General features: G+C 74.0%; 26 protein-coding genes and 1 riboswitch. Of the genes, 15 read left to right on the plus strand and 11 right to left on the minus strand.

Going from position 1 to position 26,053, the window contains the following annotated elements:
* The first annotated feature begins 383 nt into the window (after window positions 1–383).
* Complete coding sequence (locus tag ACWCYO_RS19115) at window positions 384–1,130, plus strand: endonuclease/exonuclease/phosphatase family protein (protein WP_449784847.1); 747 nt, start codon at window positions 384–386, stop codon at window positions 1,128–1,130.
* On the opposite strand, the gene ACWCYO_RS19120 is transcribed toward ACWCYO_RS19115, so the two are convergent.
* Together ACWCYO_RS19120 and ACWCYO_RS19125 are read right to left on the minus strand one after the other, a co-directional pair.
* Window positions 1,131–1,940, minus strand: coding sequence for a hypothetical protein (locus ACWCYO_RS19120; protein ID WP_270147461.1), 810 nt, complete (start codon window positions 1,938–1,940; stop codon window positions 1,131–1,133).
* A gap of 10 nt (window positions 1,941–1,950) precedes the next feature.
* A complete protein-coding gene (locus tag ACWCYO_RS19125; protein WP_270147462.1) occupies window positions 1,951–2,745 on the minus strand; it encodes an alpha/beta hydrolase in 795 nt (264 codons plus the stop codon).
* Window positions 2,746–2,936: 191 nt separating this feature from the next.
* Between ACWCYO_RS19125 and ACWCYO_RS19130 the strand changes: the two genes are divergently transcribed.
* The 3 genes from ACWCYO_RS19130 to ACWCYO_RS19140 are packed head-to-tail and all read left to right on the plus strand — an operon-like array spanning window position 2,937 to window position 5,747.
* Window positions 2,937–3,773, plus strand: a complete 837-nt coding sequence (locus ACWCYO_RS19130) for a lysophospholipid acyltransferase family protein (RefSeq protein ID WP_270151294.1) — start codon at window positions 2,937–2,939, stop codon at window positions 3,771–3,773.
* 34 nt (window positions 3,774–3,807) lie between these two features.
* The gene (macS, locus tag ACWCYO_RS19135) at window positions 3,808–5,040 is read left to right on the plus strand and encodes a MacS family sensor histidine kinase (RefSeq protein ID WP_449784848.1); all 1,233 of its coding nucleotides are present in this window, start codon (window positions 3,808–3,810) and stop codon (window positions 5,038–5,040) included.
* Window positions 5,037–5,747, plus strand: coding sequence for a response regulator (locus ACWCYO_RS19140; protein WP_405000717.1), 711 nt, complete (start codon window positions 5,037–5,039; stop codon window positions 5,745–5,747). The genes macS and ACWCYO_RS19140 overlap by 4 nt, the downstream gene beginning before the upstream one ends.
* Window positions 5,748–5,786: 39 nt before the next feature.
* Here ACWCYO_RS19140 and ACWCYO_RS19145 read toward each other — a convergent pair whose 3' ends face one another.
* A complete protein-coding gene (locus ACWCYO_RS19145; protein WP_270147467.1) occupies window positions 5,787–7,721 on the minus strand; it encodes an anthranilate synthase family protein in 1,935 nt (644 codons plus the stop codon).
* A 302-nt stretch (window positions 7,722–8,023) separates the two neighbouring features.
* Here ACWCYO_RS19145 and ACWCYO_RS19150 point away from each other — a divergent pair, with 302 nt between their 5' ends.
* Entirely contained in the window at window positions 8,024–9,358 is a 1,335-nt protein-coding gene (locus ACWCYO_RS19150) for a class II 3-deoxy-7-phosphoheptulonate synthase (protein ID WP_270147468.1), read from the plus strand.
* A gap of 175 nt (window positions 9,359–9,533) precedes the next feature.
* The gene (locus ACWCYO_RS19155; protein WP_405000718.1) at window positions 9,534–9,869 is read left to right on the plus strand and encodes a (2Fe-2S)-binding protein; all 336 of its coding nucleotides are present in this window, start codon (window positions 9,534–9,536) and stop codon (window positions 9,867–9,869) included.
* A 33-nt stretch (window positions 9,870–9,902) separates the two neighbouring features.
* On the opposite strand, the gene bfr is transcribed toward ACWCYO_RS19155, so the two are convergent.
* Complete coding sequence (gene bfr / locus ACWCYO_RS19160) at window positions 9,903–10,382, minus strand: bacterioferritin (protein ID WP_270147470.1); 480 nt, start codon at window positions 10,380–10,382, stop codon at window positions 9,903–9,905.
* Between the two features lie 231 nt (window positions 10,383–10,613).
* Between bfr and ACWCYO_RS19165 the strand changes: the two genes are divergently transcribed.
* Window positions 10,614–11,243 (plus strand): molybdopterin-dependent oxidoreductase, encoded by a 630-nt coding sequence (locus ACWCYO_RS19165; protein ID WP_270147471.1) that lies wholly within the window; start codon window positions 10,614–10,616, stop codon window positions 11,241–11,243.
* A gap of 13 nt (window positions 11,244–11,256) precedes the next feature.
* Here ACWCYO_RS19165 and pknB read toward each other — a convergent pair whose 3' ends face one another.
* The 4 genes from pknB to thiO all read right to left on the minus strand — a co-directional run bounded on the left by pknB (window position 11,257) and on the right by thiO (window position 15,336).
* Window positions 11,257–13,032 carry a Stk1 family PASTA domain-containing Ser/Thr kinase gene (gene pknB, locus ACWCYO_RS19170; protein ID WP_270147473.1) on the minus strand — a complete coding sequence of 592 codons (1,776 nt, stop codon included), beginning with the start codon at window positions 13,030–13,032 and terminating at the stop codon, window positions 11,257–11,259.
* A 73-nt stretch (window positions 13,033–13,105) separates the two neighbouring features.
* Window positions 13,106–13,912: a thiazole synthase gene (locus ACWCYO_RS19175; protein ID WP_449784849.1), complete on the minus strand. Its 807-nt coding sequence runs from the start codon at window positions 13,910–13,912 to the stop codon at window positions 13,106–13,108.
* Between the two features lie 3 nt (window positions 13,913–13,915).
* On the minus strand, window positions 13,916–14,155 hold the full coding sequence (gene thiS / locus ACWCYO_RS19180) for a sulfur carrier protein ThiS (protein ID WP_449784850.1): 240 nt from the start codon (window positions 14,153–14,155) through the stop codon (window positions 13,916–13,918).
* Window positions 14,152–15,336 carry a glycine oxidase ThiO gene (gene thiO / locus ACWCYO_RS19185; RefSeq protein WP_449784851.1) on the minus strand — a complete coding sequence of 395 codons (1,185 nt, stop codon included), beginning with the start codon at window positions 15,334–15,336 and terminating at the stop codon, window positions 14,152–14,154. Before thiO ends, thiS begins: the two co-directional genes overlap by 4 nt.
* A riboswitch (TPP riboswitch) is annotated at window positions 15,331–15,443 on the minus strand. (Overlaps the previous gene by 6 nt.)
* 83 nt (window positions 15,444–15,526) lie before the next feature.
* Here thiO and ACWCYO_RS19190 point away from each other — a divergent pair.
* The 3 genes from ACWCYO_RS19190 to thiE are packed head-to-tail and all read left to right on the plus strand — an operon-like array spanning window position 15,527 to window position 17,772.
* Window positions 15,527–16,729 carry an NAD(P)/FAD-dependent oxidoreductase gene (locus ACWCYO_RS19190; protein WP_449784852.1) on the plus strand — a complete coding sequence of 401 codons (1,203 nt, stop codon included), beginning with the start codon at window positions 15,527–15,529 and terminating at the stop codon, window positions 16,727–16,729.
* Window positions 16,730–16,762: 33 nt separating this feature from the next.
* A complete protein-coding gene (locus ACWCYO_RS19195; RefSeq protein ID WP_270147482.1) occupies window positions 16,763–17,128 on the plus strand; it encodes an Rv2175c family DNA-binding protein in 366 nt (121 codons plus the stop codon).
* Window positions 17,128–17,772: a thiamine phosphate synthase gene (thiE, locus tag ACWCYO_RS19200; protein WP_270147483.1), complete on the plus strand. Its 645-nt coding sequence runs from the start codon at window positions 17,128–17,130 to the stop codon at window positions 17,770–17,772. Before ACWCYO_RS19195 ends, thiE begins: the two co-directional genes overlap by 1 nt.
* Window positions 17,773–17,804: 32 nt before the next feature.
* Here thiE and ACWCYO_RS19205 read toward each other — a convergent pair whose 3' ends face one another.
* Complete coding sequence (locus ACWCYO_RS19205) at window positions 17,805–18,911, minus strand: polyprenyl synthetase family protein (RefSeq protein WP_270147484.1); 1,107 nt, start codon at window positions 18,909–18,911, stop codon at window positions 17,805–17,807.
* Between the two features lie 174 nt (window positions 18,912–19,085).
* Here ACWCYO_RS19205 and metF point away from each other — a divergent pair, with 174 nt between their 5' ends.
* Together metF and ACWCYO_RS19215 are read left to right on the plus strand one after the other, a co-directional pair.
* Window positions 19,086–20,003, plus strand: coding sequence for a methylenetetrahydrofolate reductase [NAD(P)H] (metF, locus tag ACWCYO_RS19210; protein ID WP_449784853.1), 918 nt, complete (start codon window positions 19,086–19,088; stop codon window positions 20,001–20,003).
* 163 nt (window positions 20,004–20,166) lie between these two features.
* Window positions 20,167–21,024, plus strand: a complete 858-nt coding sequence (locus tag ACWCYO_RS19215; RefSeq protein WP_449784854.1) for a hypothetical protein — start codon at window positions 20,167–20,169, stop codon at window positions 21,022–21,024.
* 19 nt (window positions 21,025–21,043) lie between these two features.
* Here the strand turns inward: ACWCYO_RS19215 and ACWCYO_RS19220 are convergent, their stop codons facing one another.
* Both ACWCYO_RS19220 and ACWCYO_RS19225 read right to left on the minus strand, forming a co-directional pair.
* Window positions 21,044–22,537, minus strand: coding sequence for a phytoene desaturase family protein (locus tag ACWCYO_RS19220; RefSeq protein WP_449784855.1), 1,494 nt, complete (start codon window positions 22,535–22,537; stop codon window positions 21,044–21,046).
* Between the two features lie 66 nt (window positions 22,538–22,603).
* Complete coding sequence (locus ACWCYO_RS19225) at window positions 22,604–23,224, minus strand: DUF4126 domain-containing protein (RefSeq protein WP_449784856.1); 621 nt, start codon at window positions 23,222–23,224, stop codon at window positions 22,604–22,606.
* A gap of 587 nt (window positions 23,225–23,811) precedes the next feature.
* Between ACWCYO_RS19225 and ACWCYO_RS19230 the strand changes: the two genes are divergently transcribed.
* From ACWCYO_RS19230 to ACWCYO_RS19240, 3 genes are all read left to right on the plus strand, one after another.
* Window positions 23,812–24,366: an SAV_6107 family HEPN domain-containing protein gene (locus ACWCYO_RS19230; RefSeq protein WP_270147504.1), complete on the plus strand. Its 555-nt coding sequence runs from the start codon at window positions 23,812–23,814 to the stop codon at window positions 24,364–24,366.
* Between the two features lie 71 nt (window positions 24,367–24,437).
* Window positions 24,438–25,190, plus strand: a complete 753-nt coding sequence (locus ACWCYO_RS19235) for a methyltransferase domain-containing protein (RefSeq protein ID WP_270147505.1) — start codon at window positions 24,438–24,440, stop codon at window positions 25,188–25,190.
* Between the two features lie 442 nt (window positions 25,191–25,632).
* The gene (locus ACWCYO_RS19240; protein ID WP_270147506.1) at window positions 25,633–26,022 is read left to right on the plus strand and encodes a DUF3040 domain-containing protein; all 390 of its coding nucleotides are present in this window, start codon (window positions 25,633–25,635) and stop codon (window positions 26,020–26,022) included.
* Window positions 26,023–26,053: the final 31 nt, after the last annotated feature.

Here is a 26,053-nt window from a genome sequence, read left to right on the forward strand (position 1 = left end):
CGGCCACTGCACTCCCTCCTTCGTCGGGAGCTTGGCCCTCCTTCCTTTCGGCACCGGCGCGCCCCTTTGGCTCAGGGGGGAGCCCCCTTCGCCGCCGGGGCGTTCGTGCCCGGTGCCGACGGTCGTCGGCCACTGCACTCCCTCCTTCGTCGGGAGCTTGGCCCTCCTTCCTTTCGGCACCGGCGCGCCCCTTTGGCTCAGGGGGGAGCCCCCTTCGCCGCTGAGATGCGGCTCAGGGGGGGACCCCTTCGCCGCCGAGATGCGGCTCAGGGGGAGCAGAGCCCGCCGGCGGCGGTGCGACCGGGCCCCGACCAATCCCGGACGCGCCGCCGCCGTCGCACTACCGTCCTCCCCAGGGACACCGCACAGGGGAGGACCGCCACTTGACCACCGCGCCCATCGCTCCGCCGCCGGGCGGCCCGCGCAGGTTGCGCCTGCTCAGCTACAACATCCGCTCGCTGCGCGACGACCGGCGGGCGCTGGTGCGGGTGATCCGGGCCTGCGCGCCCGACCTGGTGTGCGTCCAGGAGTCGCCGCGCTACTGGCGCCCCGAGGGGCAGGCCGCCTGGCTGGCCCGGAGCACCGGGACGGTCGTGCTGGCCGGGGGCGGTCGGACCGCCGCGGGGCCGCTGCTGCTCGGCCGGCCCGGCGCGGTGGAGGTGTTGGGCGTGTACGACCGGCTACTGCCCAAGACCCGCGGTCTGCACGCGCGCGGCTTCGCCACCGCGCTGCTGCGGGTGCCGGGCGCCGCGCCGTTCACCGTCACCAGCTGCCACCTCAGCCTGGACGCCGAGGAGCGGTACGGGCAGTTCGAGCTGTTGCTCGAGCAGCTCGCGATCGCCGAACAGGGCATCGTGGCAGGGGACTTCAACGAGCACCCGGACGGGCCGGGGTGGCAGCTGCTGGCCTCGCGGATGTGGGACGGCTACCCGACCGCGCCCTGGGGCGGCGAGTTCACGTCCGTACCCGAGAACCCCTATCAGCGGATCGACGCCGTCTTCGCCACGCCCGGGATCACCGTCATCGGCTGCGGGGTGCCGCACGGGCTGCCCGGTGTCACCGAGGCCGACCTGCGGGCCGCGGCCGACCACCTGCCGGTGCTCGCGGTGGTGGAGTTCCCGGCAGGCTAGCTAGACCACCGCGCCGTGGTCCGGGTCCTCCGGCTCGTCCTCGTCGCGGTCCTTCATCCGGGCGACCAGGGTGACGAAGCCGCCGAGGAAGGCGGTGACCCCCACCCAGGCGGGCCAGCCGGAGATCTCCCGCCACACCACCGCGTCGATCAGCAGCAGGGCCGGGCCGCCGAGCACCGCCAGCCAGGCGAACTTGGCGGTCACGTCGGCGGGCGGCAGCGGCGGGGGCTCCGGCGGGACGTAGTGGCCCTCGTCGGTCTCCTCGGCCAGCTCGAAGTCGCGCGGGCCGGAGCCGGCGGCCGGGAGCACGGGGCGGCCGGAGCGGGAGCGGGGCTGCGGGGCGAGGTCGGAGAGGTCGTCCGGATCACCCTGGCCGGCCGTGGGGCCGACGCCGTCCTTGAAGCCGCCCTTGAGCTCGTTCTGCGCCCGGAGGTTCTCGATCTCCGGCCAGTTGGGGTTGGTGAGGTCGACCGGGTCGTCGAACTGGGCGACCAGGGCGGCGAAGATCGCGTCCTGCTCGGCCTGGGTGCGCTCGGGGGCGCTGCGGCGCGGGCGGGAATCCACCGGCGCGGGGGCGTCCGCCTCGGGGGCGTCCCCGGTGGGTGCGGCGCCGTCGGCTCCCGGGCCGCTGGCCGCCGCACCGCCCTGGACGGTGCCGTCCCCGTGGACGGTGGCGTTCCCCGGAACGGTCGGGTTCCCCTCGACGGCGGCGTCCCCCTGGGCGGTGGCGTCCGTCGGCGCTCCGTCCGTCCGCGCGCCGTCCTCGCGGGGCTTCTCGTCCCCGCTGCCCGCCGTGCTGCTCTCGTGCACTTCCGGCCCTTCAGCCATGGTGATCGTCGGATTCGGCCCTGTCGGCACCCGCCGCGTGCGCGGGAGCCAGCCGTCGGATGAAGTCCTGGCTCGCCGCGAATATTTCCGCCGCGTCGTGGTCCAGCGTCGCGACGTGGAAGCTGCGCTGGCACAGCCGCTCCGTCACGTCGGTCGAGGATATCCGGGCCAGCACCAGTTCCGAGTTGGCCGACGAGACGACGTGGTCCTGCGGACTCCGGAACAGCAGCACGGGCTGGGTGACCTCGGGCAGTCGCCGCTGGACCTCCTGCCACAGCCGGCTCAGCGACCAGGCGGCGTGCAGCGGCGTCCGGTCGTAGCCGAGTTCCCGGGCGCCCGGCTTGTGGATGTCGTTCACGATCCCCGGAATGCTCGGGACGAGGTGCCGGAGCACCGGGAGCAGCACGCCCGCGGGGTTGTCCGAGCGCACCGACGGGTTGACCAGCACCAGCCCGGACACCTTCGGGCCGTGCAGTGCGGCCAGCCGCAGCGCCAGCGCGCCGCCCATCGACAGCGCGCAGACGAAGACCTGCTCGCACTCCTCGGCGAGCGTCAGCAGTTCGCGCTCGACCTCCGCGTACCAGTCCTCCCACCGGGTGACCTGCATGTCCTGCCAACGGGTGCCGTGCCCCGGCAGCAACGGCAGCGAGACGGTGAATCCGGCCGCCGCCAGCTCCTCGGCCCACGGCCGCAGCGACTGCGGTGACCCGGTGAAGCCGTGGCAGAGCAGGACCCCGACCGGTCCGCCGCGGTGGCGGTACGGTTCGGCACCGGGCAGCAGCGGCATGGCGGACTCCTTCGCGGGCGGGTGGCGCTGGGGGAGGGAACGCTGGGAGGGGAGCTGCGGGAATCCGCATCGTCCCACGCCCCGAGCGGGGACGTACACCCCCTACGGCGGGCCCGGGCACAGCGGACGTCCGCGGGGCATTAGGATCGACCGGTCCGCATAACAGGAGGCCCGGGTTGTTCTACCGACTGATGAAGATGATCGTCGCGCCACTGCTTCGGATCTTCTTCCGGCCGTGGATCGAGGGTGAGGAGAACATCCCCACCGAGGGTGCGGCGATCATCGCGAGCAACCACCTGTCCTTCTCGGACTCGTTCTTCTTCCCCGCGCTGATCAAACGCCGGGTGACCTTCATCGCGAAGGCCGAGTACTTCAACACCCCCGGCCTCAAGGGCCGGCTGACGGCGGCCTTCTTCAAGGGCGTCGGCCAGCTGCCGGTGGACCGCTCGGGCGTGCGCGGCGCCGGCGAGGCCGCGATCCGCAGCGCCATCGCGGTGTTGGACCGCGGCGAGCTGTTCGGCGTCTACCCCGAGGGCACCCGCTCGCCCGACGGCAAGCTCTACCGCGGCAAGGTCGGCGGCCTGGCCCGCGTCGCGCTGGCCACCGGCGCGCCGGTCATCCCGGTCGCCATGATCGACACCGAGAAGGTGCAGCCGCCCGGCCAGGTGATCCCGAACTTCGGGATCCGCCCGGGCATCCGGATCGGCCGCCCGCTGGACTTCTCCCGCTACCACGGCATGGAGAACGACCGCTTCATCCTCCGTTCGGTGACGGACGAGGTGATGTACGAGATCATGCGGCTCTCCGGCCAGGAGTACGTGGACATCTACGCGACCGCCGCCAAGCGGCAGATCGCCGACGAGAAGAAGAAGGCCGACGCCGAGCGCCGGGCCGCCGCCAAGGCGGAGAAGGCGGAAGCCGCCGAGGCCGAGAAGGCCGCCGAGGCCGCCAAGGCGGAGAAGGCGGAGAAGGCGGGCGACGCCGAGCAGCAGGGCCAGCAGGAACAGAAGGGGACCGGGTCGGCCTGACCGACCCGGGTGGGTCCAGGGGAGGGGCCGGGGCATGGCGGAGGGCGCGAGAACGGGCGGTGCGGTCGGCGGAACGCTGGCAGCCGGCGGCATGTCCGTCGAGCTCCCGCTGTGGAAGGCCATCTCCTACTTCCGGGTGCTGGCCCTCGGCTACGCGCTGCTGCGCTACTTCAACTCCTACCTGCACTTCCTGCACCCGGTCGCCGGCTGGATCTACTTCGGCGCGCTGATCCTCTGGACGCTCGCCAGCACCCGGGCCTTCGCCAACCCGCAGCGCTGCACCTGGTACGTCCTCGGCTTCGACCTCACCCTGGCGGTCACCGGCATCGTGCTGAGCGGGATGACCGACGCCCCGGGCCGGATCAGCCACGGCGCGCCCACCCTGCCCACCATCTGGGCCGCCGGTACGGTGCTCGGCTTCGCCGCCAAGGGCGGCTGGCGCCCGGCGGCGGCGTCCGGCGCGGTGATCGGGGTGGCCAACATCCTCGGCCACGGCGGGCCCACCGGCGACAACATCCACAACATCGTGCTGCTGCTGGTGGCCGGCTGCGCGATCGGCTACGTGATCGAGCTGGCCCGCGCCAGTGAGGCCACGCTGACCCGGGCGCTGCAGGTCGAAGCGGCCACCCGGGAGCGCGAACGGCTCTCCCGGGACATCCACGACGGCGTGCTCCAGGTGCTGGCCCTGGTCCAGCGCCGGGGCGCGGAGCTGGGCGACGGCACCGGCAGCGGCGGCGGTGCGGACTTCGCCGAACTGGGCCGCCTCGCCGGTGAACAGGAACGCGCGCTGCGGGCCCTGATGACCGGCGGCCCGCTCCCGGCGCAGCGGCTGCCGGAGGCCGGGCCCGCCGAAGCGCCCGACCCCGCCGCGCCGCGCGACCTCACCGCGCTGCTGCGCCCGTACGCCGACGAGCGGATCACGCTCTCCGCCCCGGGCACCCCGGTGCTGCTGCCGGGCCCGGCGGCGGGCGAGCTGGCCGCGGCGGTCGGCGCGGCCGTCGACAACGTCCGCCGGCACGCCGGGGAGGGGGCCCGGGCCTGGATCCTGGTGGAGGACGAGCCGGAGGCCGTCACGGTCAGCATCCGCGACGACGGCCCGGGCTTCGCGCCGGGGCGGCTCGGCGAGGCGGAGCGGGCCGGACGGCTGGGCGTCTCCCAGTCCATCCGCGGACGGGTGCTGGACCTCGGCGGCACGGCCGAGCTGTACTCGGCGCCCGGGGAGGGCGTCGAGGTCGAACTGCGCGTCCCGAGGAAGGCCTCCCGATGACTGACCAGCGAATGACCGATCAGCCGGCGACCGATCAGCCGGCCACCGACCGGCCGGTGCGGGTGATGGTGGTGGACGACCACCCGATGTGGCGGGACGCGGTCTCGCGCGACCTCGCCGAGGCCGGTCTGGACGTGGTGGCCACCGCGGGCGACGGCGAGGAGGCGGTGCGCCGCGCCCGGGCCTGCTCGCCGCAGGTCGTCGTGCTGGACCTCAACCTGCCCGGGCTGCCCGGCGCCGAGGTGTGCCGCCAGGTGGTCGCGCACGACCCGGCGGTGCGGGTGCTGGTGCTGTCGGCCAGCGGCGAGCACCAGGACGTGCTGGAGGCGGTGAAGTCCGGCGCGACCGGGTACCTGGTGAAGTCGGCCGGGCGGGAGGAACTGCTGGACGCGGTGCGCCGTACGGCCGTCGGCGACGCGGTGTTCACCCCGGGCCTGGCCGGACTGGTGCTCGGCGAGTTCCGCCGACTGGCCGCGGAGCCGGCCCAGGCCTCGGCGCCGGCCGTCCCGCAGCTGACCGCCCGGGAGACCGAGGTGCTGCGGCTGGTGGCCAAGGGCCTGTCGTACCGGCAGATCGCCGACCGGCTGGTGCTGTCGCACCGGACGGTGCAGAACCACGTGCAGAACACGCTGGGCAAGCTGCAGTTGCACAACCGGGTGGAGCTGGTCCGGTACGCGATCGAGCAGGGGCTGGACGAGGAACTGTGAGCGGGGCCCGGGCGGTTGCCGCCCGGGCCCGTCAACTCTTCAGCCCCGTACCGCTGTTGCCTCTCGCAGCAGCGCGGCGACGATGTCCACGCCGTCCCGGGTGAGCACCGACTCGGGGTGGAACTGCAGGCCCGCGAAGCCGGGGCCGCGCAGGGCGTGGACGTCGCCGGTGGCGGTGTCCCGGGCGACCTCGACGCCCGCGGTGGCGAGCCGGGCCGCGTCGGCGTCCGAGCAGCGCGCGGTGAAGGTGTTGTAGAAGCCGACCGTCCGCTTGGTGCCGAAGAGGTCGATGCGCTCCTGCGCGCCCTGGTACGGGACGGCCTTGCGGCCCAGCGCGAGCCCGAGTTCGGCGGAGAGCAGCTGGTGGCTGAGGCAGACCGCGAGCAGCGGGGCGGTCCGGGCGCCGGAGCGGACGGCGGCCAGGGCGTCCGCGACGACCGGTCGCAGCACCGCCATCTTGGGGTCGTCGGCGAGCGCCGGGTCGCCCGGGCCGGGGCCGAGCACCAGCGGGCCGTGGTGCGCCGCGACCAGCTCGCGCAGGCCCGGCCGGTCGAACCGGACCACGGTGACCCGGTGACCGAGCGAGGTCAGCAGGTGGCTGAGCATCGAGGTGAAGGTGTCCTCGCCGTCCACCACCAGGGTCGGCTCGGCCTGGGTGGCCCGGGAGGGCGTCTGCATCCGCAGCCAGAACGGGGCGAGGTCGGCCCGGCGGGCGTCCAGCGCGGTCTGCACCCGGTGGTCGTCGGCGAGCCGGGGCCCGCCGGGGTGGGGGAGCCGGGCGGGTGCGGGCCGGGCGCCGATCGCGGTGAGCACCCCGGCGGCCTTGGCGTGGGTCTCGGCGACCTCGGACTCCGGGACGGAGTGGCGCACCAGTGTGGCGCCGACCCGGACGACCAGCCGTCCGGTGGCCGGGTCGATGTCGGCGGTGCGGATGCAGATCGGCGAGTCCAGCAGCTGCCCGCCGCTCGCCGAGCGCCCGATCAGGGCGAGCGCGCCGGAGTAGTAGCCGCGCCCGCCGGGCTCGTAGCGCCGGATCACCCGGGTGGCGTTCTGCACCGGGCTGCCGGTGACGGTGGCGGCGAACATCGTCTCGCGCAGCACCTCGCGGACGTCCATCGAGGTGCGTCCGCGCAGCTCGTACTCGGTGTGGGCGAGGTGGGACATCTCCTTGAGCCGGGGGCCGAGCACCTGGCCGCCGAGGTCGCCGACGGTGCACATCATCTTCAGCTCCTCGTCGACCACCATGGTCAGCTCCTCCAGCTCCTTGGGGTCGTGGAGGAACCGGAGCAGCGAGTCGAGGTCGGAGCCGCCGGCCGGGTAGCGGTAGGTGCCGGAGATCGGGTTCATCACGACCGTGCCGCCGCTCTGCCGGACGTGCACCTCGGGCGAGGCGCCGACCAGGACCCTCTCGCCGGTGTGCACCAGGAAGGTCCAGTACGCGCCGCGTTCCTGGTCCAGCAGCCGGCGGAACAGGGTGAGCGCGAGTTCGGGGCCGAAGGCCTCCAAGGTGGCGTGGAAGTCGCGCCGGATCACGAAGTTGGCGCCCTCGCCGTTGCCGATCTCGTCCTCGATGACCCGGCGGACGATGGCCGCGTACGCCTCGTCGTCCACGTCGAACTCCCCGCCGGACAGGGTGACCGGCAGCTGCGGCAGCGCGGCGGTGAACTCGGCCAGCGGCAGGGCGTACTGCTCGGTCACCGCGAGGGCCTGCAGCGGGGTGCCGTCGTCGTGGGCCTCGAAGCCGCGCTCGCGGATCTGCCGGTAGGGAACCAGCGCGAGCAGGTCGTGGACCGGGCCGTCGGCCGGGACGCCGGCCCGGACCGGCAGGTCGGCGAGGTACTGGTAGCTGTCGACGGTGCCCAGCAGCACCTCGACGGTGTCCGGGGCGTGCCGGGGGGTGCGGCGGTGCAGCAGCGCGAAGGCGGGGGCGCCGGGGGCGCTGAGGCGGGCGAGCAGCTCGGCGGGGGTGGTCACGAGTACGGCTTCCTTCCGGGGTGGAGGGCGAGGCGGTGGTGGTTCCGCTCCCGGAGGGCCGTCCTGCTCGGACGCACGACGGCCGCCCCGAGGGGCGGCCGTCGTGTTCGTCTAGGAACGCGCGATCTGTGGGCCACCCGTGGGGGAGGCCCACCACCAGCAGTGGGTGTGGGGCGCGTGCATGGGTCGAGCGTAGCCGATGCGGCCGGGCGGGTGAGCCCCGACGCGGAATGTGTCCGGAAGGTGTCTCACCACTCGGGCAATGGTCACGGATCACCTGCGTCACCCCGTAGCCTTGCCGTGTGACCGTGACGAACCTCCACACCTGGCAGTCCCTGCCCGCGGCGCAGCAGCCTGAATGGCCGGACCAAGAGGCTCTGCGCAAGACCCTTGCCGAGCTCTCCTCCTATCCGCCCCTCGTCTTCGCCGGCGAGTGTGACCAGCTGCGCGCCCGGCTCGGTGCCGTGGCGCGTGGGGAGGCGTTCCTCCTGCAGGGCGGCGACTGCGCCGAGGCCTTCGACGGCGTGTCGGCGGAGCACATCCGCAACAAGCTGAAGACCCTGCTGCAGATGGCGGCCGTGCTGACGTACGCCGCCTCGGTGCCGGTCGTGAAGGTCGGCCGGATCGCCGGCCAGTACTCCAAGCCGCGCTCGAAGTCGACCGAGACCCGGGACGGCGTGACCCTGCCGGTCTACCGAGGCGACTCGGTGAACGGTTTCGAGTTCACCCCCGAGTCCCGGATCCCGGACCCGGAGCGCCTGAAGCGGATGTACAACGCCTCCGCCGCGACGCTGAACCTGGTGCGTGCCTTCACCACCGGTGGTTACGCCGACCTGCGCCAGGTGCACGCCTGGAACCAGGACTTCGTGCGCAACTCGCCGGCCGGCCAGCGCTACGAGCAGCTCGCCCGGGAGATCGACAACGCCCTGGCGTTCATGAACGCCTGTGGCGTGGCGCCGGAGGAGTTCAAGACCGTCGAGTTCTTCTCCTCGCACGAGGCGCTGATCCTCGACTACGAGACCGCGCTGACCCGCGTGGACTCGCGCACCGGCGACCTGTACGACGTCTCCGGCCACATGGTGTGGATCGGTGAGCGCACCCGGCAGCTGGACCACGCGCACATCGAGTTCGCCTCCAAGATCCGCAACCCGATCGGGGTCAAGCTGGGCCCGACCACCTCGGTGGACGAGGCGCTCACCCTGATCGAGAAGCTGGACCCGGAGCGCGAGCCCGGTCGTCTGACCTTCATCACCCGGATGGGCGCGGGCAAGATCCGCGACCACCTGCCCACCCTGGTGGAGAAGGTCACCGCCTCCGGCGCCCAGCCGGTGTGGATCTGCGACCCGATGCACGGCAACACCTTCGAGGCCTCCAGCGGTCACAAGACCCGCCGCTTCGACGACGTGCTGGACGAGGTCAAGGGCTTCTTCGAGGTCCACCGCGCGCTCGGCACCCACCCGGGCGGCATCCACGTGGAGCTGACCGGCGACGACGTCACCGAGTGCGTCGGCGGCGGCGACGAGGTGCTGGTCGACGACCTTCACCAGCGCTACGAGACGGCCTGCGACCCGCGGCTCAACCGCAGCCAGTCGCTGGACCTGGCGTTCCTGGTGGCGGAGATGTACCGGGGCCAGTGATCCACCGGCCTCCCGCCCCGACCCTTCGGCTCGGGGCGGGCGAGCGGGCGAGTGACTGTGACGAAGGTCCCTCCGGATTCGGGATTCCCGAGCCCGGAGGGGCTTTTTCGTGCCCGGATCGCCAGGTAAGGTGAGGCTTAGTGAACTAAGGCAAGCCTTAGTCAAGATCCACTCCGTGCGCTTCACCCCGGGAGAGACCGCGATGTACGTTTGCATGTGCCATGCGGTCACCGAGGACCAGGTGAAGAAGGCGATCGACGGGGGTGCCGGCACTCCGCGCCAGATAGCCAAGGGCTGCAAGGCCGGCACGGACTGCGGGTCCTGCGTCCGCCGGATCCAGGCGCTGCTCGGCGAGCACGGCGCCCGGCCCTGCCCGACCGCCCGGCTGGCCGCGAAGCTCGGCCTCGCCGACCCGGAGGTCCAGGACGTTCCCGCGCCGGCCGCCCCGAAGCCGGTCCCGACGGCACCGGCGGGCCCGATCGCGCCGGTGGTCCCGCTGCGGGTGGCCTGAGCGCTGCGGTGGCCTGAGCCGGGAGGCGTTCGGCTAGGACTCCGGCTGCTCGATCTGCTGGGCGAGGTAGAGCGCCTCGCCGAGCTTGTCCAGGAGTTCCAGCTGGGTGTCGAGGTAGTCGATGTGGTGCTCCTCGTCGGCCAGGATGTCCTCGAAGATGTTCGCCGAGGTGACGTCGTTCTTGGCCCGCATCACCACGATCCCGCGCTTGAGCCGGTCGATCGCCTCGACCTCGATCTGGCGGTCCGCCTCGAACATCTCCTTGACCGTCTGGCCGATCCGGACGTGGAACAGCCGCTGGTAGTTGGGCAGCCCCTCCAGGAACAGGATCCGGTCGGTGAGCGTCTCGGCGTGCTTCATCTCGTCGAAGGACTCGTGCCGGGTGTACTTGGCGAGCTTCGTCCAGCCGAAGTTCTCCTGCATCTTGGCGTGCAGGAAGTACTGGTTGATCGCGGTGAGCTCGGCCGTGAGCTGCTCGTTGAGGAACTCGATGACCTCCGGGTCGCCCTGCATGGTGCTGCCTCCCTGCGCTACGTCCTGCGGTGAGTCCTGCGCTGGGCATCCTGGCACCGTATCGGGAGGAAATTCCAGTAAGTTCACACTCACTAGGACATGTGGCGGAATATCCGATTTGGGCGGTGATCGCGGGGTGTGCGATCGACCTTTGGCCCGTACGGGCAGGGCGTGAAGCGTGGGCTAAGGGGCGCGCGCCGTGGCTCGTCCGCCGTCTGTCACCATGGAGCCATGGGTCAGTCCGAACAAGAACCGCTTCCGCCGTCTGACCCGAGGCTCCCCCCGGGTCAGCGCGCGCAGCGCGGCTGGCCCGCCCTGCACTACGGGCCGGTGCCCCGCTTCAAGCCGCTGAGCTGGGACCTCCAGGTGTTCGGCGCCACCGCCTCGGCGGAGAAGCACAGCTGGGACTTCGCGGCCTTCAACGCCCTGCCGCGCACCACCGTGGTCGCCGACCTGCACTGCGTCACCAAGTTCTCCCTGCTCGGCAACGAGTGGACGGGCGTGCCCGCGGCCCTCCTGCTCGACCTGGTGCCCCCGGCGCCCGGCGTCACCCACGTCATGGTCTGGGCCGAGTACGGCTACAGCGCCAACCTGCGGCTGGCCGACTTCGCCGACCGGCGCACCCTGCTGGCCACCCACCGCAACGGCGAGGCGCTGACCGCCGAGCACGGCTTCCCGGTCCGGCTGGTGGTCCCGGGGCTGTACGCCTGGAAGGGCCCCAAGTGGGTGCGCGCGGTGGAGTACATGCGGGCCGACCGGCGCGGCTTCTGGGAGGAGCGCGGCTACCACAACCTGGCCGACCCCTGGCGCGAACAGCGCTACTCCTACCAGGAGGAGCCGGGCGACGGGCCGCTCCGCTGAGCCCCGAAATCCCCTAGAACAGCGAGAAGTTGACCGTCACCACGGTCTTCTGCGGCCGCCGCTCGCCGGCCGCCGGGGACTGGCCGCTCACCTTACCCATGCCCAGCGTCCAGTCGGTGGCGGCCTTCATGGTGAAGCCCGCCGCCTGCAGCGCCCTCTGCGCGTCGTCCCGGCTCATCCCGCTGACGTCCGGGACCGGCACCATGCCCTTGCTGACCACCAGCGCGACCGCGGCGTTCTCCGGCAGCATCTGCCCGGCGGCCGGCGAGCTGCTGATCACCGAACCGTCCGGCACGGTGTCGTTGTAGGTCTGGGTCACGCCGCCCCTGGTCAGCTGGGCGCCGGCGAGCGCGGCGGCCGCGTCGTCCGCGCTCTTGCCGGTGACGTCCGGCACCGCGATCCGCTTGGGGCCCTTGGAGACGGTGATCGTCACCGAGTCGCTCTTGCGGGTGCGCGCGCCCACCCCGGGGTCGGTGGAGATCACCTGCCCGGCCGGGACGGACTCGCTGAACGCCTCGACGAACCGGCCGTGCATGCCCTCCTGGTCCAGCATCCGCTGCGCCTCGCCGCGGTCCTTGCCGAGCACCCCCGGCACCGAGCCGTAGAGCCCCGCGGAGATGCCGTAGGTCGCGCCGCCGACCGCCAGCACCAGGGCGGTCAGCGCGGCCGCCCAGATCAGCGGCTTGCGCGGGACGCGGCGCGGCCGGCGCACCCGGACCGGGGTGGGCTCGTCGTACGGGCGGGGCTCGGCGAGCAGCTGGTCCATCAGCTCCGCCGGCAGGTCCAGCACGCTGGTGCGCTCCGCCGGCGGGGCGTCGGCGGGCCGGGGCAGCGGCTGGATCACCGAGGTCGGCTCGCTGGTCGGGTAGCGCGGGCTTGGCCGGGTGGAGGCCGGCGGCTCGGCGTCCAGCTCGGCGGGGGTGAGCGTGCGGCGGACCCGCTGGAGGGCGGCGAGCAGCTCCACCGCGTCGTACGGGCGGGCGTCGACGGCCCGGGCGCAGGCGCCGGCCACTATGGCGTCCAGTGCCGGGGCGACGGTGGGGGCGGTCAGCGAGGGGGCGGGGACGTCCTCGTGCAGGTGCTTGTACATCACCTGGACGGGGTTGTCGCCGGTGTGCGGGCGGCGGCCGGTGAGCATCTCGTACAGCAGGATGCCGGCCGCGTAGACGTCGACCCGCTGGTCGGTGGGGGCGTCCGGGAGGATCTGCTCGGGGGCCAGGTAGGAGACCGTGCCCATGACGGTGCCGCCGGTGGCGGTGGTGGTCGAGGTGGGCGCGCCGTCGGCGCTGCCGAGCACCCGGACCAGGCCGAAGTCGGCGACCTTGACCAGGCCGCTCTCGGTGATCAGCACGTTCTCCGGCTTGACGTCCCGGTGGACCAGCCCGGCCCGGTGGGCGGCGCCGAGGGCGGCGAGCACCGGCTCCAGCACGTCCAGCGCGGCCCGGACGGACAGCGCGCCGCGGTCGCGCAGCAGGTCGCGCAGGGTGCGGCCGGGCACGTACTCCATGGCGAGGAAAACGTTTCCGCCGTCCGCACCCTGGTCGAAGACGTTGACCACGTTGGGGTGGGTGAGCTTGGCGACCGCCTTGGCCTCGCGGATGAAGCGGGCGGTGAAGCCCTCGTCCCCGGCCAGCTGGGGATGCATCACCTTGAGGGCGACCACCCGGTCCAGCCGGGTGTCGGTGCCCTTGTAGACGGTGGACATCCCGCCGGTCGCGATGCGCTGCTCGACCCGGTACCGGTTGTCGAGCAGGGTCCCGATCAGCGGGTCGTGCAATGCCTTGTCCACCCGCAGGAGTCTAGTGGGGCGGGCGGACGCCGGTCCCGGCGGACACCGCTCCGGGACCGGCTTGTGACACGGCCTACACGGACTGGAAGGCGGGCCGCTCCCGGGTGTCCAGGTCGGCCCGGCCGGCCATCGCGGAGGAGGCCTCGGCGTGGAAGCGGCGCGGGATGCGCCCGGCCCGGTGGGCGAGCCGGCCCGCCTCGGTGGCGTGCCGCATCGCCTCGGCCATCAGCACCGGGTCCTGAGCCCGGGTCACCGCGGAGGCGAGCATCACCGCCGAGCAGCCCAGCTCCATCGCCAGCGCGACGTCGGAGGCGGTGCCGGCGCCCGCGTCCAGGATCACCGGGACACCGGCACCCTCCACGATCAGCTGGAAGTTGTGCGGGTTGCGGATGCCCAGGCCGGAGCCGATCGGCGAGCCCAGCGGCATGATGGCCGCGCAGCCGACGTCCTCCAGCTTGCGGGCCAGCACCGGGTCGTCGTTGGTGTACGGGAGCACCGTGAAGCCGTCGTCGACCAAGGTCTCGGCGGCGTCCAGCAGTTCGATCGGGTCCGGCAGCAGGGTGCGCTCGTCGGCGATCACCTCGAGCTTCACCCAGTCGGTGCCGAGCGCCTCGCGGGCCAGTCGGGCGGTCAGCACGGCCTCGCCGGCGGTGAAGCAGCCGGCCGTGTTGGGCAGGACGCGGATGCCGTTGCGGGTCAGCACGTCCAGGACGGAGCCCTGGGTGGTGGCGTCGACCCGGCGCATGGCCACGGTGGTCAACTCGGTGCCGGAGGCGAGCAGGGCGCGCTCCAGCACCTCCAGGCTCGGCGCACCGCCGGTGCCCATGATCAGCCGGGAGGAGAAGGTCGTCCCGGCGATGCTCAGAAGGTCGTCGGCCATGGTTCAGCCTCCCTGGACGGCGGTGAGGATCTCGACCCGGTCGCCGCCGTTCAGCGCCGTCGCGGGCCACGAACTGCGCGGCACCACGGCCTCGTTGAGGGCGGCGGCGACGCCGGTGTTGGCGGCGCTGACGGTGGCCACCAGCTCGGCGAGGGTGGTGGCGGCGGGCACCCGGCGGGGCTCGCCGTTGACGCTCAGGGCGATCTCGGCCGGGGCGGTGTCGGTCGGGCTGGTCTCGGTCATGCGGAGGCCTTCGTGGTGGGGGCGTCGGGGAGGAATCGGGTGGGCGTGAACGGCTTTGCCAGCTCGGGGACTTCGCCGTTCGCCAGGTAGTCGGCGAGCAGGTCGGCGGTCACCGGCGTGAGCAGCACGCCGTTGCGGTAGTGGCCGGTGGCGGCGACCAGCCCGGGCAGCGAGGTCGGGCCCAGCAGCGGGGCGTTGTCCGGCGAGCCCGGGCGCAGTCCGGCCGCCGTCTCGGCGAGCGGGAGTTCGGTGATGCCCGGGACCAACTCATGGGCGTCGCGCAGGAGTTCGTACACCCCGCCGGCGGTGACGGTGGTGTCGTAGCCCTGCTCCTCGGTGGTCGCGCCGACCACCAGCTCACCGTTCTCCCGGGGCACCAGGTACAGGTGCTGGCCGCGCACCACCGCGCGGACGTTGCGGGACAGGAACGGCCGGTAGGCGTCCGGGATTTGGAGGCGCAGCACCTGCCCCTTCACCGGGCGGATGGCGGGCAGCGCGCCCTCGGGCAGGCCGGGCAGCCGGTGGCTGTGCGGGCCGGCGGCGAGCACGATCCGGTCGGCGGTCACGGTCTCGTGGGTGCTCAGCCGGGCGCCGGTCGCGCGGTCGCCGTCGACCAGCAGCTCGACGGCCTCGGCCCGGTGCAGCAGGACGCCGGCCCGCTCGCAGGCGGCGACCAGGGCGGTGAGCAGCCGGCGCGGATCCACCTGGTGGTCGTCCGCGACGTGCAGGCCGCCGCGCACGCCGGGGGCGAGCATCGGCTCCAGCTTGCGGGCCTCCCGGCCGGTCAGCCAGCTGGAGTCCAGGCCCAGCCGCTGGTGGAAGGCGTGCAGTTCGCGCAGTTCCTCGCGGTCGTCGGAGTCCAGCGCGACGGCGATGGTGCCGCAGCGGCGGTAGCCGGTGTCGAGGCCACCGCTGGCCTCGGTGAGCTCGGCGGCGAAGCTCTCGTACCGCTGGTTGGAGGCCATCCCGAGGTGCAGCAGCGGCTCCTCGCCGTACTGCAGCTCGGTGACCGGGGCGAGCATCCCGGCCGCGACCCCGGCCGCGCCCCCGCCGTGGCAGGGGTCGACCACGATCACGTTCCGCAGCCCGCGCTGTGCGGCGCGCCAGGCGACGGCGAGGCCGATGACGCCCCCGCCGATCACCAGCACGTCGGCGCGGTTGCCCGATGGCAAGCGTGACAAAGCTGCTCTTCTCCCTTCGCCGGTATGACCCGGATCAGGTTCGGACGGTCGCGGGCCGTGCCAGCCCGCCTCTCAGCCCGGTTCGCCGGGCTCCCGTGTGGTGCCCCCACCTTAACGCCGGGGGTCGGCCCGGCCGAAGGGCCCGACGAGGAGTGGACGGCCGCCGGGGCCCGTGGCACCGCTGAGTACAGTGACGGGCGTGGCAGAGCTGAACGGAACGGACCAGGTGGTCGTCGTCGGAGCCGGGCTGGGCGGGGCGCAGTGCGCCCTGAAGCTGCGGCAGGGCGGCTGGCGGGGGCGGATCGTGCTGGTCGGGGAGGAACGGCACGCGCCGTACGACCGGCCGCCGCTCTCCAAGGACGTGCTGCTCGGCAAGACCGACGCCACCACCCTGGACATCGACTACGCGGGGCTCGGCATCGAGCTGCTCACCGGTCGCCGGGCCACCGGCCTGACCCCGGGCGTGCTGCACACCGACGGCGGCGACCTCCCGTACGACTCGCTGGTGATCGCCACCGGCGCCACCCCGCGCGCCCTGCCCGGAGCCGAGCGCGCCCACCTGCTGCACACCCTGGACGACGCCCTGGCGCTGCGCGCGCTGCTGCGCCCCGGCCTGCGGCTGGTGCTGGTCGGCGCGGGCTGGATCGGTGCCGAGGTGTCCACCGCCGCGCGCCAGGCCGGCTGCGAGGTCACCGTGGTCGAGGCCGGTCCGGCGCCGCTGCCGGGCGCGCTGCCGACCGAGGTCGGCTCGGCGATGGCCGCCTGGTACGCCGAGGCCGGGGTCGAGCTGCGCTGCGGGGTCGGCGTGGCCGCCGTCGAGGCCGGGGCGGTGCTGCTGGCGGACGGCTCCCACCTGCCCGCCGACGAGGTGGTGGTCGGCGTCGGCGCCCGCCCCGCGACCGGCTGGCTGGCCGGTTCGGGCGTCGAGCTGGACGCCTCCGGCGCGGTCGTGGTGGACGGGCGGCTGCGCACCGGGCTGCCCGGGGTGTTCGCGGCCGGGGACTGCGTCAGCTACCCCTCGGCCCGTTCCGGCGCCCGGCTGGCCGTCCAGCACTGGGACCACGCTCTGCAGTCGGGCGAGGCGGCGGCCGCCGCAGTGCTCGGGGCGGACGCGCCGTACGACCCGGTGCCGTACTTCTGGTCCGAGCAGTTCGGGCGGATGGTCCAGTACGCCGGCCGGCACGCCGAGGGCGACGAACTGCTGTGGCGCGGCAGCCCGCGGGACGCCGCCTGGTCGGTGCTCTGGCTGCGCGACGGGGTGCCGAGCGCGCTGCTCGCGGTGGACCGGCCGCGCGACCTCACCCAGGGGCGGAAGCTGATCGAGCGCGGGACGCCGCTGGACCGGACCCTCGCGGCGGACCCGTCGGTCGCGCTCAAGGGGGCCACCGCTTAGCGCCGGGAGGTGCCGAGGTGGCAGTCTGGTGCCGTGAGTGAGATCGATGCCAAGACTGACGCCCTGGTCCCCGAGTGGCTGTACCTGCCCGACATCTCCGAGCGGTGGGGTGTGCTGGTCACCGAGGTCCGCAACATGGTCAAGAAGGGTGACCTGATCGCGGTCCGCCGCGGACCGAACAAGTCGCTGCAGGTCCCGGCGGCGTTCATCGACGAGACCGGCCCGGTCAAGCACCTGGTCGGCCTGCTGACCGTGCTGCGGGACAGCGGGTTCACCGACCAGGAGATCGTCGAGTGGATGTTCACCGAGGACCCGACGCTGCCCGGCACCCCGGTGCAGGCGCTGTGGGAGAACCGCGCGACCGAGGTCAAGCGCCGCGCCCAGGCCATGGCGCTGTGATGACCGACCTGCGGTCCCGCCTGGCCGACGCCCGGCTCTACCTGTGCACCGACGCCCGCCGCGAGCAGGGCGACCTGGCCGAGTTCCTGGACGCGGCGCTGGCCGGCGGGGTGGACATCGTCCAGCTCCGCGACAAGGGCCTGGAGGCCAAGCAGGAGCTGGCGGCCCTGGAGGTCTTCGCCGACGCCTGCCGCCGGCACGGCAAGCTGCTGTCCGTCAACGACCGCGCCGACGTCGCCCACGCGGCCCGGCCGGACGTGCTGCACCTCGGCCAGGACGACCTCCCGGTGCCGGCCGCCCGGGCGATCCTCGGCGAGGACGTGCTGATCGGGCGCTCCTGCCACGCCGAGTCCGAGGTGGACGCGGCGATCGCCGAGCCGGGCGTGGACTACTTCTGCACCGGCCCGGTCTGGCCGACCCCGACCAAGCCGGGCCGCCCGGCGCCGGGCCTCGGGCTGGTCTCGTACACGGCGGAGCAGGCCACCGACCGGCCGTGGTTCGCGATCGGCGGGATCGACCTCGGCAACGTGGACGAGGTGCTGGCCGCCGGGGCCCGCCGGATCGTCGTGGTCCGGGCCATCACCGCGGCGGAGGACCCGCGGGCGGCCGCCGCCGAGCTCGCCCGCCGGGTGCGCGCGGTTTAGGGCCTGCCCGGGCCCTCCCGGGGCCGTCGCCGTCAGTACTTGCGGACGGTGGCGGCCTCGGCCAGCGCCAGCAGCACCGTACGGGCCTGCTCGTCGGCGAGCGGCGCCGCGGCCAGCGCGGCCAGCGACTGGCCCATCAGCTCGTCGATCCGGCGTTCCACCAGCTCGGGCGCGCCGCTGCGGGCGACCAGCTCGCGCAGCCCGGCGACCTCCTCGACGGCCAGGTCCGGTGCGCCGAGCCGGGCGTCCAGGTGCCGGGCGTCGGCCTGCGGCAGGGCGCGCATCGCGTGGGCGACCAGCAGGGTGCGCTTGCCCTCGCGCAGGTCGTCCCCGGCGGGCTTGCCGGTGACGGCAGGGTCCCCGAAGACGCCGAGCAGGTCGTCCCGCAGCTGGAAGGCCTCGCCCAGCGGCAGCCCGAACGCCCCGAGGGCCTCGACCAGCTCCGGCCCGGCTCCGGCGAGCAGGGCGCCGACCTGCAGCGGTCGCTCGATCGTGTACTTCGCCGACTTGTAGTGCAGGACGGTCCGCGCCCGCTCCAGCGCGCCCTCGTCGGCCGAGTCGCCGGCCACCGGCTCCAGCACGTCCAGGTACTGGCCGAGCATGACCTCGGTGCGCATCAGGTCGAACACCGGCTTGGCGCCCAGCACGGCGGCCGGGTCCAGGCCCGAGCGCAGGAACAGCTCGTCGCACCAGATCAGCAGCAGGTCGCCGAGCAGCACCGCGGCCGAGGCGCCGTACTGCTCGCGGTCGCCGCGCCAGCCGCTGTCCCGGTGCAGCGCCTCGAAGCGGCGGTGGATCGAGGGCAGGCCGCGGCGGGTGTCGCTGCGGTCCATCAGGTCGTCGTGCACCAGCGCGCTGGCCTGCAGGAGCTCCAGCGCGGCCGCCGCGTTGGCGATCCCCTCGCCCCCGGCCGCGCCGCCGGCGGCCCGCCAGCCCCAGTAGCAGAAGGCCGGGCGCAGCCGCTTGCCGCCGTCCAGCAGGAAGTCGCGCAGGGCGTCGGCGGCGGGCACCAGCTGCGGCGAGATCTTGCCGAGCAGCGCGGACTGGTCGTCCATGAACGCGGCGAGGGCGGCGTTGACGCGCGTGCGGACGTCCTCCACGTCAATGGGGTTGGCCGGCCGGTTGCTGGACGAGGTCACGATGAGGCTCCGCTGGTTCGCTGGGGGTGCAGCAAGCGTAGCGGGGCCGCTGGGAACGGGCGTGCGAGCGGGGCCGGGGGGCGTGCGGGGCGCAAGCGGAGGCGGGTCCACTACTTGTCCCGAATCGTGGAATCGAGTTGTCCGGCCCCTTCGGGGGGCGGATAACCTGCCAGCATGGCACTCGGCATCGCTTCCACGAGATCGGACCGCGCACTGACGGTCCGCGAGCTCCTGGCGGCCGGAAAGCGCTCCTTCTCCTTCGAGTTCATGCCGCCCCGCACCGAGGTCGGCGAGCAGAAGCTCTGGGACGCCATCCGTCGACTCGAACCGCTGGACCCGAACTTCGTCTGCATGACGTACGGCGCCGGCGGCTCCTCGCGCGAGCGCACCGTCAACATGGTCGGCCGGATCGCCACCGAGACCACGCTCACCCCGGTCGCCCACCTGACCGCCGTGGACCACTCTGTCGCCGAACTGCGCAACATCATCGGCCAGTACGCCGACCAGGGAGTGCGGAACGTCCTCGCGGTCCGCGGCGACCCGCCCGGCGACCCGATGGGCGAATGGGTCCGTCACCCGGACGGCGTCACCTACGCCTACGAGCTGGTGGAGCTGATCAAGGGCATCGGCGACTTCTGCGTCGGCGTCGCGGCCTCCCCGAACATGCACCCGCGCTCGGCCGACTGGGACGAGGACATCCGGCACTTCATCGCGAAGGTGCGCTCCGGCGCGGACTACGCGATCACCCAGATGTTCTTCGAGGTGGACGACTACCTGCGGTTCCGCGACCGGGTCACCGCCGCGGGCTGCGAGACGCCGATCATCCCGGAGATCATGCCGGTGACCAACGCCAAGCAGCTGGAGCGCTTCCCCCAGCTCAGCGGCTCGGCCTTCCCGGCCGACCTGGAGGCCCGGCTGCGGGCCGCCGTCGACGACCCGGCGGCGCTGCGGGCCGTCGGCATGGAGCACGCCACCGCGATGGCCGAACGACTGCTCGCCGAGGGCGCGCCCGGCCTGCACTTCATCACGCTCAACCACTCGACGGCGACGCTGGAGATCTACCAGAACCTGGGCCTGCATCAGCGCTCCTAGCCCTCTGTTCACGGGCCCGTCACCGTTCCGCGGTGGTGGGCCCGGTCGTGTGCGGCCGGTGCCGACGGCGGCGGGAACGCGATGCGGTACCCCGGCCGTTGAACCGGTACAGTCGCCGCACACGCGCGGCGCGCGCGGGCACGCGACTGGAGGTAGCGCGCGGATGGGCATCGGATACCTGCTGCTGTACGTCGCGTTGGCGGTGGTGGCGCTCTGGCTGATCGCCGAGGTGCTGGTGCAGAACCGGGCGCCGCTGCACTGGCGGGTGCTCGCCTTGGCCGGCTTCCTCGGCGTGGTCGTCGGGATGGGCCTGGGCTCGGTCGTGGTGATCGGCGCCGGAGCGGGCCTGTTCGCGGTCGGCCAGGCCTTCGTCACCCTCTCGGTCAAGAAGGGCTACCAGGCCGGCTGGTCCCTGCGGAAGGCCGACGGCGGCCTGCCCGGCCCGCTCGCCAAGGTGCCCCTGCTCGGCGCCCTGACCAGCGGCGCGGCGGTCGCGGCCGCCGGGACGGCGGAGGAGAAGCGGGTCGGCGAGGTCAGCGCGGTCGAGGAGACCCCGGTCGCGTCGGCGGCGCCGGTGCCGGCCGCCGAGGAGGAGCCGGAGGTCGAGCGGACCGCGCCCTTCGAGATGCAGGAACTGGCCCAGGACGGCGTCTACGCCCCCGCGTACTACGAGCAGCAGCAGGCCCCGCCGCAGCAGGACCCGTACGCCCCCGCCTACCAGTCCGGCTACGACCAGCAGCAGTGGCAGACCCAGCAGCAGCCCGCCTACGCCTACGACCAGCAGCAGTCCTACGGCGGCTACCCCCAGCAGCAGGACCCGTACGGCGGCTACCAGCAGCAGGACCCGTACGCGGGCTACCCGCAGCAGGCCTGGGACCCGAACGCCCAGCAGCAGCACCAGCAACACCAGCAGCAGTGGCAGCCCCAGCCCGAGCAGCACGGCCAGGGCATCCCGCAGCAGCCGGCGTACGACCAGAGCGGCTACGGCCACCAGCAGCAGAACACCTGGCAGCAGGGCTGAGCAGGGCGGCCGACGGCGCTCATGCCGGGCCGATGAGGTTCGCCGCGATGCAGGCGGACATGCCGACGCGGGACAGGCCGCCGCCGGGGTGGGCGTTGGCGCCGATGAGGTGGAGCCCGGGGACGGGGGCTTCGTTGGCGGCCTTGAGCCACCGGCCGGAGGTGCCGGCCAGGACGGGGCGGGCGACGGCGCCGGCGAGGGCGCCGGTCTCGCGGCGGGTGTCCTCCGGGGTGCGGACGACCCGCCACAGCAGCCGGTCGCGCAGGCCCAGGCCGGCCGCGTCGACGTGGGCGAGCAGCCGGTCCGCGTAGTGGTCGGCGACGCCCGGGGCGGTCCAGTCGACGTCGCCCTGGGCCGGGACGGTCGCGGTCAGCACCACGCTCTCGTGGGCGTCGTCGGGGCGCAGCGCCGGGTCGTCCGGGCGGAGCACCTGCACGGTGGGGCGTTCGCAGAGCGGGGCGGAGCCGGTCAGCGCCGCCTCCTCCGCCGCCGGGTCGGCCGCGTGCACCACCGTCCGGTGCGCGGTGCCCTCCGGGCGGGGCCCGCGCAGGGCCAGCAGCACGCTGAACCGGCCGGGCACCTGCTGTGGCTCCCACGCCTCGGGCGGCATCCCCGGCCACTCGGCGAGGCCGTGGCGGTGCAGGGCGCCCGCGTCCATCGCCGAGACGACCAGGTCGGCCTCGATCCGGCCGTCCGCCGTCTCCACCCCGCGCGCCCGGCCGTCCTCGACGACCACCCGGGTGACCGGGGTGTCGAAGCGGAACTCGACCTTGCGCAGCTCGCAGCGCCGGTGCACGGCCTGCGCCAGGGCCCGCAGGCCGCCCCGGACGTACCAGACGCCGAAGGACTGCTCCATGTACGGCAGCACCGTGGCCCCGGCCGGGGCCTGACCGGGGGCGAAGCCGTACCGGATCGCGGCCTCGGACAGCAGGGCGGTGAGGCCGGGATGGCCGCCGAGCTCGCGTGCGGCGACGTCCCGGAGGGTCCACGGCCGGGGGCGGCGCAGCCGGGCCAGGCCGGTGGCCGGCGGGACGGGGTACGGGTCGGTGCCCAGGAAGGCCCGGTCAGCCGGGAGCGGTTCCTCCAGCAGGGGGCGGCGGGTGGCCTCCCAGACCATCCGGCCGTGGTTCATCACCTCGCTCCAGCGGGCGCCGGAGCCCGCGCCGAAGGCGGCGTCCAGGGCCTGGCTGACGCCGCCGCGCGAGGCGTTGGGCAGGGTGACGGCGGTGCCGTCGGGGAACAGGTGCCGGCTCTCCGGGTCCACCGGCGCCAGCTCGACCAGCTCTTCCAGCGGCTCCTTGCCGGTCTTCAGCGCGAGGTCGCGGTAGACGGCGGGCAGCGGGAGCAGCCCGGGACCGGTGTCGAAGGCGAAGCCGTCGCGCTCGTACCGGCCGACCATGCCGCCGTACGTGCCGCTCGCCTCGCAGACCGTCACCCGGTGACCGAGGGTCGCCAGCCGGGAGGCCGCCGCGAGCCCGCTCATTCCTGCGCCGATGATGACGATCCGTGCCATGGCACCCGATCCTAGGGCGTGTCTCGTGGGTCCTTGCCGGGGCCGACGAAACCCACGAGACACGCCCTAGGTGTTCTGACCTGCGTAAGCCCCGTCAGCGGCCGCCCGGGCGGCCCTGCGCTCGTGGCGGCGGGCCCGGAACGCCCGGATCCTGCCGATCACCAGCCGGACCAGCAGCAGGCCGATCAGCAGCAGTACCGCGGCGACCGAGGCGGCCAGCCAGGGGTGGAAGATCGCCAGGGTGACCAGGCCGGCCACCGAGAGGTCCTCCAGCAGGCTGACCACGATGTTGCTGGCCGGCTCGGGCGAGGTGTTGACGGCCATCCGCAGCGAGGCCTTCACCAGGTGGGTGACCAGTGCCGTGGTGCCGCCCATCGCCCCGGCCACGACCGTGCTGAGCGAGCCCGGGTCGTTGCTCGCGATCAGCACGCCGACGACGGCGCCGGCGATCGGCCGGATCACGGTGTGCACGGCGTCCCAGACGGTGTCGACGTACGGGATCTTGTCGGCCACCGCCTCCAGCAGGAACAGCACGGCCGCCGCGATCAGCACGTCGGTGCGCTCCAGCGGGTGCGGCACCGACTCCGCCCCGGCGAACCGGCCCAGCAGGCCGAGCAGCAGCACCACCGCGTACGCGTTGATGCCGCTGGCCAGACCGCTGGTGAAGATCAGCGGCAGGACCGTCATCGCGTCCCCCTCCTCGCTCTCCCGGGTCCTGCGACCCCGGTCGGGACCGCAACGGCCCCGCCGTACCGTACCGGGACCCGGGACCCGGGACGCCACGGGCCACCGCCGCGGTTCCGCGCCCGGCGGGCCCGAGGGCGACTGAGTACGGGTACTCAGATCCGCGGTTGAGTACGTCAGCGGATGGCCTCCGACCTGCCGGGACGGGAGAGTGGTGGCACCCGGGAGGACGGCGCGTCGGGCGCCGGCCGCCCGGGTGGCGGATCCGTCCGTTCCCCCGGCCGGGAGGGCCCGGGGGACGGCGGCTCGGATCCGCGGTCGGGCGCCGGTCTCGGGCCCCGCACCGCCGGCACGGGGCGGCGGAGCGGGCCGGGGGGAGGCCGGTCACCGGACGGGGGAGAACGGGGGGAGTTCGCCACCGCCACCCGGTGGGGGGTGGGCGGGGCGACGGCAGACGGCGGCGGCGCGGACCGGGGGGACCGCGACCGCCGCCGGTACGCCCTTCCCGGGGCCCGGTTGTCAGTGGTGCGGTCCACGATGGGGGAGCACGGACCGCCCGGTCCGCGCGCTGCCTCGGAACGGGGGAGACCATGACCATCAGCCACCCTGAGCCCGTCACCGCCCGCCTCCACTCCGCCGCCCTTCCGCACGTCCCCGGCCCTGCCGGTGGCCGGCCCGCCGGGCGGGACGTCCATCCCGTGCTGCGCCGGACGGCCGCGCCGCCCGCCGCCCTCGACCTGCTCGCCGACGCCCACCGCACGCTGGCCCGTGCCCGCGCGCTGGAGGATCCGCTGGAGCGCTACGCCACCGCCCACCTGGCCGCGCTGCGCACGGTGGCCGCCGTGCTGGCCGTCCGCGGGCGGCCGGAGAAGAACCCGCGACGCCGCAAGGCCATCCGCAGCGCCTGGGAGGTGCTGCCCGAGGTGGCCCCCGAGCTGGCCGAATGGGCGCTCTACTACGGCGCCGGCGCCCGCCGCCGGGCCGCCGCCGAGGCCGGGATCCGGGGCGCCGCCTCGGCCCGCGACGCCGACGACCTGATCCGCAACTCGGCCCTGTTCCTGCGCCTGGTCGAGCGCCTGCTCGGCCTGCGCCCGGCCCCGCCCGCGCCCCGGCTGCCGCTCGACGGCGACAGCCACCGGGCGTGAGCGGCGCGGGGGCCCGCCCGGTCTAAGGTGGAGGCATCCCGATCGACCTGCACGTGCCAAGGAGCCCCACCTTGTACCCGACGCGTCCCCGCAGTGCCCTGCGTACCGCCGTGGTGTGGGAGGTGGTGCGGGCAGCCCTCGAGAAGCGGGTGGCCGAGCTGGACCAGCCGGTGCTCGACGTGGTCGACACCGGCGGCGGCACCGGCAACTTCGCCGTGCCGGTGGCCAAGCTCGGCCACCGGGTCACCGTGGTGGACCCGAGCCCGGACGCGCTGTTCGCGCTGGAGCGCCGGGCCGCCGAGGCGGGGGTGACGGACCTGATCCGGGCCGTCCAGGGCGACACCCAGACGCTGCCCGAGCTGGTCGCGCCCGGCACCGTGGACGCGGTGCTCTGCCACGGCGTGCTGGAGGTGGTGGACGACCCGGCCGAGTCGCTCGGCAGCCTGGCCGCCACCCTGCGCGAGGGCGGCCTGGTCAGCCTGCTGGCCGCCAACCGCAACGGCGCCGTGCTGGCCCGCGCGCTGGCCGGCCACTTCAACGAGGCCCGTACGGTGCTCTCCGCCGTCGACGGCCGCTGGGGCGAGCAGGACCCGATGCCGCGCCGCTTCACCGGCGAGGAGCTGAGCCGGCTGGCCGAGGGCGCGGGCCTGCGGGTGGAGTCGGTGCACGGCGTCCGGGTCTTCGCCGACCTGGTGCCCGGCGTGCTGGTGGACACCGAGCCGGGCGCCATGGAGGCGCTGCTGAAGCTGGAGGAGGCCGCCGCCGCGCAGCCCGCCTTCCACGCCGTGGCCACCCAGCTGCACGTGCTGGCCACCCTGGCCTGAGGACTCCTCCGGAGCGTCCCGGAAGACCCGGCAGTACCGCCCGCCGCCGTACGGTCCCTCACCCACCGTGCGGTGGCGGTTCGGTTCCCGGACGGCCGCCGGATGACCGCCCTCGCCCCGGTGCGCTCGCGGAGCTCCCCGGGTCCGGACCGATTCCATCGCATCGGGCACTTGTCCGAGCCGTCCCGCGTTGACCCGGTACGGCCCTGCCCGGGCGAAGTGGCCCGGCCCACGCGGCGCAGACCACCCCGCAACGGGCCCACGGACCGTATGATCTGGGTAAAGCCGGAAAGCATGACAGCCGGATGCGTGGGGCATATGGACGACACGGGCCGGGTCCCCCGCACGGGCGTCCGACCGTGTGCCCAAGGCTGATTGGACTGGCCTCCCCGACCGGGGTGGCGGACCGGTCGCACCCGCGACCGACGAGTAGGAGGACTCCGTGCCGCTCTCGGAGCACGAGCAGCGACTGCTCGACCAGATGGAGCGAGCGCTGTATGCCGAAGATCCCAAATTCGCGTCAGCGCTTGAGGGAACCGGGCTGCGCACCTACACCCGTCGGCGGGTCTACCTGGCCGTCGCCGGTTTCGTGCTGGGGGTCGGCCTGCTGATGGGCGGCATGGTCGTTCCGGACCAGATCTGGGTCAGCGTCGTGGGGTTCCTGGTGATGCTCGGGTGCGCGGTGTTCGCCGTGACCGGCTGGCGCCGCGGGCCCGCGAGCCAGGGCTCCGGTCCCCGCCAGGCCGCCGCCCCGCGCCGCAAGGCCGGGATGATGGACCGGGTGGAGCAGCGCTGGCAGCGCCGCCGGGACGAGCAGACCGGCGGTTTCTGAACCGTACGTCAGGGGTTGACACACGAGAGAG

It is taken from the genome of Kitasatospora sp. NPDC001683, from assembly GCF_053596495.1.